General features: G+C 39.3%; 9 protein-coding genes. 3 read left to right on the top strand and 6 right to left on the bottom strand.

Annotated elements, in window-relative coordinates:
* Positions 1–103: 103 nt before the first annotated feature.
* From UB32_RS16895 to UB32_RS16875, 4 genes are all read right to left on the bottom strand, one after another.
* Positions 104–1300, bottom strand: a complete 1197-nt coding sequence (locus tag UB32_RS16895) for a class I SAM-dependent rRNA methyltransferase (RefSeq protein ID WP_044395916.1) — start codon at positions 1298–1300, stop codon at positions 104–106.
* Positions 1301–1828: 528 nt separating this feature from the next.
* On the bottom strand, positions 1829–3280 hold the full coding sequence (locus UB32_RS16885; RefSeq protein ID WP_241768537.1) for a transposase: 1452 nt from the start codon (positions 3278–3280) through the stop codon (positions 1829–1831).
* A 348-nt stretch (positions 3281–3628) separates the two neighbouring features.
* Positions 3629–3949: a hypothetical protein gene (locus tag UB32_RS16880; protein WP_044395912.1), complete on the bottom strand. Its 321-nt coding sequence runs from the start codon at positions 3947–3949 to the stop codon at positions 3629–3631.
* Between the two features lie 222 nt (positions 3950–4171).
* Positions 4172–5017, bottom strand: coding sequence for a DegV family protein (locus UB32_RS16875; RefSeq protein ID WP_044395910.1), 846 nt, complete (start codon positions 5015–5017; stop codon positions 4172–4174).
* Between the two features lie 309 nt (positions 5018–5326).
* On the opposite strand from UB32_RS16875, the gene UB32_RS16870 reads away from it, so the two are divergent.
* Both UB32_RS16870 and UB32_RS16865 read left to right on the top strand, forming a co-directional pair.
* Positions 5327–6157, top strand: a complete 831-nt coding sequence (locus tag UB32_RS16870) for an aldo/keto reductase (protein ID WP_044395908.1) — start codon at positions 5327–5329, stop codon at positions 6155–6157.
* A 158-nt stretch (positions 6158–6315) separates the two neighbouring features.
* A complete protein-coding gene (locus UB32_RS16865; protein WP_044395905.1) occupies positions 6316–7275 on the top strand; it encodes an NAD(P)H-dependent flavin oxidoreductase in 960 nt (319 codons plus the stop codon).
* Positions 7276–7522: 247 nt separating this feature from the next.
* On the opposite strand, the gene UB32_RS16860 is transcribed toward UB32_RS16865, so the two are convergent.
* Together UB32_RS16860 and UB32_RS16855 are read right to left on the bottom strand one after the other, a co-directional pair.
* A complete protein-coding gene (locus UB32_RS16860) occupies positions 7523–8020 on the bottom strand; it encodes a DUF4411 family protein (RefSeq protein WP_052807091.1) in 498 nt (165 codons plus the stop codon).
* A gap of 3 nt (positions 8021–8023) precedes the next feature.
* Entirely contained in the window at positions 8024–8245 is a 222-nt protein-coding gene (locus UB32_RS16855; protein WP_128721580.1) for a hypothetical protein, read from the bottom strand.
* A 120-nt stretch (positions 8246–8365) separates the two neighbouring features.
* Between UB32_RS16855 and UB32_RS16850 the strand changes: the two genes are divergently transcribed.
* Complete coding sequence (locus tag UB32_RS16850) at positions 8366–9166, top strand: C39 family peptidase (RefSeq protein WP_431305982.1); 801 nt, start codon at positions 8366–8368, stop codon at positions 9164–9166.
* The last annotated feature ends 88 nt before the right edge of the window (positions 9167–9254 follow it).

The raw sequence follows: 9254 nt of genomic DNA, 5'->3' as shown, positions 1-9254 counted from the left end.
TCAAAATAAATTTGTCCAGCACTAGCACATAGCCCAACGCTTAGGCAAGCCGTTTGCCGCTAACTCCTCAAGACGTTTATTCAGGGCTATTTAACATTTTTTCTCATTTCCTTACTTTGATGAACAAAACTTTTAAATAGTTAAACTCAGGAAAGTTGTGTGGGACAGCAAAATCCTCAGGTAACTGATGCTCTTCCAAAATCTTATAGCCAACATTCATTTCCTTAAATGCTTTATCAATAAATGATTTGAACTTCTTCATGTTAAAGCTCGCATTATTGGTTGATGCAATAATTAAACCGTCATCATTAGTAATTTTCAGCGTGTCTTTTATGAACTTCGGATAATCTTTAGCTGTACTAAAGGTCATTTTTTTTGTACGCGCAAAGCTTGGTGGATCCAAGACCACAATATCAAACTTCAAACCATGACGCTCTTCATATCGAAAATAATCAAAAACATTCATCACCTTAATATCCTGCGATTCAAAATTAATTCCATTAGCCGAAAATTGCTCGAGCGTTTTTGGTAAACTGCGCTTGGCTAAATCAACACTTGTCGTTTTTGCTGCTCCACCCAAAATCGCAGCTACTGAAAATGCTCCAGTATAGGAAAAAGTATTCAAGACCGTTTTGCCTTTTGCATACTTGTCACGCAAGGCTTTTCGAACATTTCTTTGATCCAAGAAAATTCCTGTCATGGCCCCATCGTTTAAATCAACGAAATAATTCATGCCATTCTCCTTTATCACCAATGGGAACTCACCTTTTTGACCTGACACAAAATCATCTTGATCCAAATATTGACCATTCGTATCAAATCGTAATTTTTCATAAATCCCGAGAGCATCTACGACTTCGTTTAGTGCTTGATAGATGTCTTTTCGGAACGAATAAATCCCCTCACTATACCAGCTCACCATATAAAAGCCGTTGAAGAAGTCGATCGTTATGCCACCAACCCCGTCTCCTTCCCCGTTAAAAACCCGGAAAGCATTGGTATCTTCTGAGGCAAAAAATCTATCCCGTTTCTCTACTGCTTCACGAATTTTCCTCTCAAAAAAAGAAACATCAATCTCTTCTTTTTCCTTACGAGTTAATACCCAGCCTATCCCTTTATTTTGTTTCCCATAGTAGCCGGTCCCTATAAAGGCCCCATTAAGATCCACTAAATATAATAAATTTCCTTCTTGCATAACCACTTCTGAATCTTTAATGGCATCTTTTACAAGTAATGGATATCCATTCTTGATATCTTTTACTGAATTTGATTTTAATGGTACTTTTACGACCTGTCTCATCGAGTCATCCTTACTATGTTTTGTCCTGATTATCCATATAAGAAACATAATATCACAATCCAAAATATTACACATCTTCCTATAGATTATGCTCCTAAGTATTGCAGCAATTCCACCATCATCAATTCCTGGCCTCTTAATTCTTACTCAAGGGCTTTATTGCATGATGATAGGTAACCTTTTCACTCCAATTTCAATATGTAGACAAAATACGCAAATGAAAAAATTTAGGTGGAGTTTGCCCTTTACCTTTAGGCGTTCAAAGAAGATATTTGACACAGAGAAACTCCAATTAGAAGTCCTTTTCTTTGTTATAAATCATCATTATTCTTTAGAGCCACAGGACAAAATTAAAATTGGGATAAAACAATTTGAAAATATTAGGATGTAGATGGAGCTGCTTAGGTGATTTTTCTAAAATCCCAGCGCGTCATTTCCTTTTTTTGTAAACGAGTACTAAAAAAGGACATGGCAATCCCGTCGTCAGTTTTTAGGTTTACAAAAATTGGTAATGATATGTAGATACTATTATGCAGATAGTCTTGTCCAACCTCGATAGAGTTGACCTGTTTCTTGAACGGACATATAAGCCAAGGTGTGTGCAGTTAAGATACATCGATCTACATGAGCCTCGACTGCTACACGTCCTCGTTTGTGAACTCTACGCATACTAAGCCCTTCTTTGGCCTGTGCGTTGACCCGTTCAATGGCCGTTCTTTCCGCATATTTGGTTTTAAACGATTGAAGATGTTGCGGAAATTCAGGATCTATTTGAGGAGATCGTGTTTGTTGAATTCGAACGGTTCTACCCGTTTGGGCTCCACTACAACATTGAATATGGCAAGCTTCCGTACAAGAAAGCCCATCTTGCTTATACTTTGGATCGAATACAGGACATGTCCAAACATATTGTTTTTTGGTTTCATCAAGTCCTTTTAATTTCAATTTATGCCCACTTAAACAATGTGGAACACCATACTTATCGAGTTTTGTCATCCCACGAGCATCTAATTTTTGTTCCTTTATTTTCAGTGGATTAATAGGCGACAGTAGTTTGGCTTGAAGAATATTTTTTGTTTGTTCCTGGTTCTCTTTATTTTGATAGATTCCATCTGCGCTTACGTATTGGACGTTTTTCAACCATTCTTCGGGAAGATCTTGAGCTACCTTTTCCAAAGTGGCCTTGAGAGTTGTGCCATCGTGATCGCCCCCTTTGAAAACACTTCTAGATAAAGGGAGTTCTGATTTGACACCGCACACTAGCGCTACTTTATGAGCAATGTAGGTGACGGTGTTACTTTTTCTCATGAGTCCAACATTGTCATCTGTAGGAATCTTAGGGCAGTCACATGGTTCGTTATGGCCACACTTACGAGTCGCATTTAAAGTGGCTTCAGCTTCGACATGTGTAGTATCGACTGCCAATTGTTCTTCTTCCTCTATGATTCCTTGTTTGATGTTAAACTGCACCATTCGTAGACGAGCCTTTTCCCATAATCCGTTTTCAATCATAATCTGATCGAATCGTTCAAAGGACTTAAGGCATGGAATATCAGAAAAACCACAAACTGTTCGAAAATCAGAGTTTCCTGCAACTTGAAGAGGGACACTCGTGACCATGACTTCTACATAGAGAAGTGGGGCCAAAAGAAACGATTTAAAAAGGGAATAAAAATCAATTCCTTTGCGTCCTTTGGAAGATTTCTTAGGTTGCGCATTCACTTCGTTCGGAAAGTGGGGGAATAAATCCACTTGAAATGGATCGGAATCCTTTTGGTTTCTCTGATCTGAATAGCGTTGGAACCGAGCGTTGAGATAGTCTTGTTCAATGGGAGCGAAAACTTCCTCCCAAGGGAAAGCAAGCGCCAATTTTACATAAGGAAGTTGGCGCAAAGAGGAGAAACTATCTTGCATAAATGAAAACGAGGGTTGAAGATAGATTACATTTAAATGAGGTTTTGGTATAATAGAAGTAGTCATAATGGACTCCTTTCGTGATAGTTGATTTGTCACTTCTATTTTACCAAAGGAACCTCATTATGGCTTTTCTTTTTGTCAAAATTAGCAAAGTTTCCGTTTCCCATAAAAGCCCTGTAAAAAATTAGGGTTCCAATAGTATAAAACAGCCGATTTTGCTTAAATTTCGCCCAAAATCGGATTTGACAAATTGAAAAGTATTCGTTCCACCCACAAGCAGTGGGAACACTTTTTAATTTAACATTAAAAAAGGTCAATACTGTCAAGGGTTAGGGATTTTTGTCCTGTGGCTCTTAATATAGCTTTTTAAATAAAAAAAGGAGTTCATCGTGAACTCCTTTTCAGCATTTTTCATATTGCAAAACTCATGACGACATTTTGCGGCATGTCTTCTTCTTCGTAAATGTCTTTTCCTAATCTCTCACAGGAAGGCATTTCGTAGGAAAAGCGTTGTACTGCTTCAGGAATGAATCCTTTAGCCTTCAAAGTTTCAAATACCTTTTGCATGGCATCATCCGTATCCAGGCACTTATCCGTTCCTTCATATTGAAAACAATCTACACATGTTTCCACGATATTTGTATCAATCCGCTCCTGGGTAAACACCAGTTTTGCTCCTGCCATTTTCTCCACTTCACGATTTTCCAGCTCTATAATCGTTGTTACGTTCATTATTGGCACCTCCGTTTAGATTACACTTTTTATTATAGTAAGCTGAAATCGAAACAAGTGGCTTTGTAAAATTAGTTCATTTTTTATTCACATATTTCATTCAAAAAGTTGTCAAAACTCCGTAATAGCAGGACTTCCGATACCCGTTCCGGGATTCCCATTCAGAAATGAAATCTAGGTAAAAAAGAACCAGCCTTACTTAGGCTGATTCCTGTAATGGTGCTATTCATTTAACCATGCCAATCCAATTGTACCTTGACCGGTATGTGTGCCGGCAACTGGACTGAATGTAGTCGTAGTAAAAGAAATACCTGAGAAACGCTGCTGTAATTCTGCCTTCCATTCATTCGCCAATTGCTGCACATTGCCATGAATGACACTGGCTTCCTTCACGTTATCAGATGCTTCGGCAAAAATTTGGAACAAGCGCTCTTTCACCTTTTTTTCTGTCCTGATTTTATCAAACAGAACAACCTTTCCATCATCAAACCTAACAATCAGCTTTAGTTTGATCAAGCTGCCGATGATCACTTGGGTAGTCGAGAGTCGTCCCCCTTTATGGAGCTGTTCCAAGCTTCCCGGAGCCATATACAAATTGGCCTTGTCCGGTAGCGTTCTTAAATAGGAAACGATTTCTGAATATGACTTGCCTTCCTTTTGAAGCTCAATCCCTTTTTCAACCATACGCCCAAACGGGAAAGAACCAATTTTTGAATCGATGACATCGACCTTGAAGTCTACCATGCTGGAAGCAGCTACCGATGATTGGTATGTTCCTGTAAGTTCACTTGAAGCATGAATTGCAATCGCATGCTTGTATTGCCGCTTGAGTTTCTTGTATAGTTCCACAAACTCACCGATCGCGGGCTGCGAAGTTTTTGGCAGGACTTTCGATGCTGAAAGCTTTGGATAAAAATCCTCTGCGGTAATATCAACACCTTCCAAATAGGATTCTTCCCCAAAAATAATGCTTAAAGGTACAACATATATATCGTTTTCTTTTATGAATGCTTCAGTTAGTGAAGCTGTACTATCGGTTACCCATGCAATGTTATTTAATGTTGTCATATTTTCTCCTGATCTCCGTTAAAAATATTGATGAATAAGCTTACCAATTCCATGATATATGAAATTTCCTTATAAAACTATTAATAATTTTTTAAGAATACGATTTATTTGTTTAAAAACATAAAAAGGTACTCACATTGACACATGTTTAAGCTAGGAGAAACATATTTCGTGCACCTTTACCATTCCCTTATTTCCTGCATTTTAATCTTTTTTTCTGCAATACAGGCTAAAAAATCTCAATTACTTTTGATTAATTCAAAAATATGAGAAAATAGAAGTGTACTAATTTTATGGGAGGCGGACAAAATGCCAAAAAATCTTCAGGATACTACTACATTACATAACGGAGTCAAGATGCCTTGGTTTGGTCTGGGCGTATTCAAAGTAAAGGAAGGCTCAGAGGTAGTTGATTCTGTAAAAGCAGCCCTTAAGCATGGTTATAAAAGCATTGATACAGCTGCGGTCTACAAGAATGAGGAAGGCGTAGGACAAGCGCTAAAAGAAGCTGGTGTTGCTCGTGAGGAGTTGTTTATCACGACAAAGGTGTGGAATTCAGATCAAGGTTATGAATCGACTCTTCAGGCTTTTGAGACTAGCATGGGAAAGCTGGGCCTCGACTATCTTGATCTTTATCTAATCCACTGGCCAGTTGCCGGCAAATATAAGGAAACATGGAAAGCTCTTGAAAAGCTTTATAAAGACGGCCGAGTCCGCGCAATTGGGGTAAGTAACTTCCATATTCACCATCTAAAAGATTTGATGGCGGATGCAGAAATTAAGCCAATGGTTAACCAGGTTGAATACCATCCGCATTTGGCTCAAACTGAATTGCTGGAATTTTGTAAAGCAGAAGGAATTCAAATGGAAGCGTGGTCTCCATTAAAACAAGGAGTACTATTGACGGAACCGACAATTGTTGAAATTGCCAAAAAGCATGACAAGTCACCAGCGCAGATCATCCTTCGCTGGGATTTACAAAATGGTGTTGTAACTATACCAAAATCGATTAAGGAGCATCGCATTATCGAAAATGCAGATATCTTTGATTTTGAACTTTCGTCCGAAGACATGGGACGTCTGAACAGCTTGAACAAAGATGATCGTATTGGTGCGGATCCTGATAATTTTGATTTTTAAATACGTTGGACGCAGAATTAATTTTCTGCGTCTTTTTTTTATAAAAAATTAATACCAAATAATGATACCTATAATTAATATCTGGTGCTAAAAATCACTTCTTTTTCCTACATCCCATGTTAAACTGCAAAAGAATACAGTCTGAAAGGGGTATTAGCATGAATTTCCCAGAACTTAAAATCGGTCATATGGTTACAAGTGTTCCAATTTTGCAGGGAGGAATGGGAGTAGGAATCTCACTGAGCGGATTAGCCTCTGCAGTAGCGAATGCAGGTGGGATCGGCATCATTTCCGGAACTGGGATTTCGACCGAGGAATTACGGATACAAATCAGGAGAGCCAGAGAGTTAATCCTGGGCAAAGGCTATATCGGCGTTAATGTCTTGTTTGCGATGAATGATTTTGCTGAAAAAATGAAAGCAGCATTAGATGAAAAAGTAGACTTCATTATCTCGGGTGCTGGAATCTCAAGGGATATGTATTCATGGGGCAAACAAGCTGGAATCCCGGTAATTTCCATTGTTTCCTCGGCAAAGCTGGCAAAAATTTCAGAACGTTTGGGTGCTGCTGCGGTGGTGGTCGAGGGCTTTGAGGCAGGTGGCCATCTTGGAACAGACAGACCCTTGTTTGAAATACTCCCCGAGATTGTCGAATCTGTATCGATTCCGGTAATTGCTGCCGGTGGAATCATGACTGGTGCTGATATTGCAAAGGCAATGTCGCTTGGAGCTTCTGGCGTCCAAATGGGCACAAGGTTTGTTGCCAGTGAAGAATGCGATGCTCCGCAAAGCTTTAAGGAAAAATACGTCTCCGCTGAAGAGAACGACCTACTGCTGGTAAAAACAACTGTGGGATTACACGGCCGCGCTATAGCAAATAATTTTACCAGGCTAATCACAACCTCCGATAAATTAAAAATCAAAAAATGCCGGGATTGCCTGAAAAATTGCTCCTATCAATTCTGCACACTAGACTCTCTGCTTACATCAGTAGCAGGAGATGTAGAGAATGGCCTCGTGTTTGCTGGTGCCAGGGTAGGAGAAATAAAAGAAATCCTTCCAGTAAGGAAAATAATTGAAAAATTAAGGCTCGAATATATATCATCCGCCTTTGCTTAAACAAATCCGTTGGGCACAGGGTTAGCTTTAATGAGCACACTGGGCATAGTCATCCTTATTGCTCTGAACCTGCGAACAATTAGACAGAATGCTTTGAAAGGAAAATAACCCTTTTCTCTATAAAGAAAGAGGGTTATTTCCTTCTATTAGTTTGTCTAACTCGTTTCTCATAGCTACAAAATCAGCATCACTGGTAATTATAGCGTGATTCCATGAGCTTAATTGCTTGAAAGAACCGTCTAAAAGATTAAATAGCCTTTGTTCGTTTGCTTCGAATAATAAAGGATATAAAATAAAGTCCTTGATGTTGCTCGTTACCAGGATACCTCCTCTGCTGTATGCAGCAAGAAGTTTTCTGCGCAGGATAATTAACCTTTTTGGGAAGCATTTCGAAATCAGTACCGATTACTATATTATATTTTGAACGAACATAAGCAGACATTACTCTAATATGGTGTTCAAGTTCAATGTTATAAACATTGTCAGGAATGACGATTTGGGTTTTCAATAATTCCCCGATATCTTCTTTTTCTGTGTCTCTTAAACCAAAAAATTGAACCTCTAACTCCCGTAAGACCTCGTTAGGAGTGTAGAGATTCACTTTTTGATTAAGAAGCTCATCCTTAACTTTAAGCCAAAATTGATTGGGTGCTGCTTTGTGTACTGCTTGTGCTCCTGGGTTGGTTTCATATCTAAATGTGTTGGTATCTAATACGTATATTACCTTATCTCCAAATACCGTCATCCATTAATCCTCTCTTGCTAACATTTCCAGCATAATATCTGCTGTTTTCATGTTATATATCTGCACATTTTTCTTATCCTGGATGAATTTATTCCAATTTGGATGGTTCTTGAACTGCTCAATCGGAATTTTCCACTTACCACTACCTTCTAATGTTTGGTAAGCTTCAATTTTCCCTTCAGAGCAATAACGTCTCACCATTTGTGGAGAATTAACTAACTTCAACAGAATAGCGCTACGAATTGGTTCATTCCCTTTTTTCCCGATAAAAATCCATTAGTCTATTGAACCAATGTCGAAACTTGTATAAGATTGATCTAGAGATGTTGGTAAGGAGACGATATTTTGGATAAAAAATTCTTGCTGAGGACATTTTCACTAGGAGCCCTTTTCCTGTTCACCTTCCTTGGAGCTGAAAAAATACGGTCCATTGATAACCCTACAGCTGAGGCGAGAGCTGATGAAGTGCCCAAAATCACCCGGACGCAAGCTCATGTGGTGACGAAGAATATAGACGATAAAAACCTGCTTAAGGAATTTACGAATAAGGAAGAAAAAATAATCATCGATGGGGTTCCCCATATCAGTCAGCTTCCCGAATTGCAGCGAGGCTGCGAAGTAACCAGCCTGAGCATGTTGCTGCAATACGAAGGGATAGCAACAGATAAGATGACATTGGCAAAAAAAATATATAAAATCCCCTTCCGCGACGCGAATTATGTCAGAGGCAATCCGTATGATGGATTTGTTGGCGACATTTATACTTTCAGCAAATCTGGTTATGGTGTTTATCATGGACCAGTTGCCAACCTTGCAGAAACCTTTCTTCCGGGCAAGATCAAAGATGTAACGGGACAACCATTTCAGGCAGTAACTGCGTTGCTTGACAGCGGTTCGCCGGTCTGGGTAATCATCAATTCGACGTTCGCTCCGCTTCCAGAATCCGAGTTCACCACCTGGAAAACCAATACTGGGGATGTTAAGATCACGTACAATGAGCACAGTGTAGTAATCGTTGGCTATGATGAAAATTATTTATACATCAATGACCCCCTCGGTAGCTCTGGTTATAAGCCAGTTTCGCGCAAAGCATTTGAACAGGCGTGGATTCAAATGGGGAGCCAGGCAATTGGCATTCAAAAGTAGCAGTTGTGAACTACTCCCACCACTTACCACCCTTACAGGTCGCTTGAAGTGGGGGCTTCTCGACTTATCGTTGCTTTTCCTAGCCAAC

The sequence above is a fragment of the Mesobacillus subterraneus genome, assembly GCF_000934845.1.
Lineage (GTDB): Bacteria > Bacillota > Bacilli > Bacillales > Cytobacillaceae > Mesobacillus > Mesobacillus stamsii.
This window is presented reverse-complemented; position numbering and strand designations above follow the sequence as displayed.

Coding starts and splice junctions, on each gene's coding strand:
- UB32_RS16870 (WP_044395908.1), top strand. CDS start 5,327: ATGCCAAAAAATCTTCAGGATACTACTACATTACATAACGGAGTCAAG.
- UB32_RS16895 (WP_044395916.1), bottom strand. CDS start 1,300: ATGAGACAGGTCGTAAAAGTACCATTAAAATCAAATTCAGTAAAAGAT.
- UB32_RS16875 (WP_044395910.1), bottom strand. CDS start 5,017: ATGACAACATTAAATAACATTGCATGGGTAACCGATAGTACAGCTTCA.
- UB32_RS16865 (WP_044395905.1), top strand. CDS start 6,316: ATGAATTTCCCAGAACTTAAAATCGGTCATATGGTTACAAGTGTTCCA.
- UB32_RS16880 (WP_044395912.1), bottom strand. CDS start 3,949: ATGAACGTAACAACGATTATAGAGCTGGAAAATCGTGAAGTGGAGAAA.
- UB32_RS16885 (WP_241768537.1), bottom strand. CDS start 3,280: ATGACTACTTCTATTATACCAAAACCTCATTTAAATGTAATCTATCTT.
- UB32_RS16860 (WP_052807091.1), bottom strand. CDS start 8,020: ATGACGGTATTTGGAGATAAGGTAATATACGTATTAGATACCAACACA.